This is a genomic window from Streptomyces apocyni (assembly GCF_009739465.1).
Classification (GTDB): domain Bacteria; phylum Actinomycetota; class Actinomycetes; order Streptomycetales; family Streptomycetaceae; genus Streptomyces; species Streptomyces apocyni.
The window spans coordinates 1-339 of the sequence record NZ_WHOM01000015.1; the positions used below are offsets into that span (position 1 = coordinate 1).

Sequence of the window (339 nt, forward strand, 5' to 3'; positions counted from 1 at the left end):
AAAATGATCCAAGCCATACGACACGGCACCCTCCCCAAAACCCTCCACGCCGACCACCCCTCCACCCACATCGACTGGGAGGCGGGAGGGGTGGAGCTGCTCGCTGAGGCCCGCGACTGGCCCGAGACCGACGGGCGCCCGCGCCGCGCGGGTGTGTCGTCCTTCGGATTCGGCGGCACCAACGCGCATGTGGTGATCGAACAGGCCCCGGCCCCCGCCACCGCCGCCGAGTCCGAGGAGCCGCGGGAGTCGGGGGAGGCGCAGGAGTCGCGCTCGCTTCCGGTGCTGCCGTGGGTGCTCTCCGGAAAGTCCGCCGAAGCCGTCACCGCCCAGGCCGAG

1 protein-coding gene is annotated in these 339 nt (G+C 72.0%); it reads left to right on the forward strand.

Going from position 1 to position 339, the window contains the following annotated elements; genetic code table 11:
- Nucleotides 1–339, forward strand: a 339-nt coding sequence (locus GCN81_RS00055) for a ketoacyl-synthetase C-terminal extension domain-containing protein (protein ID WP_325065083.1), incomplete at both ends; no start/stop codon positions are given.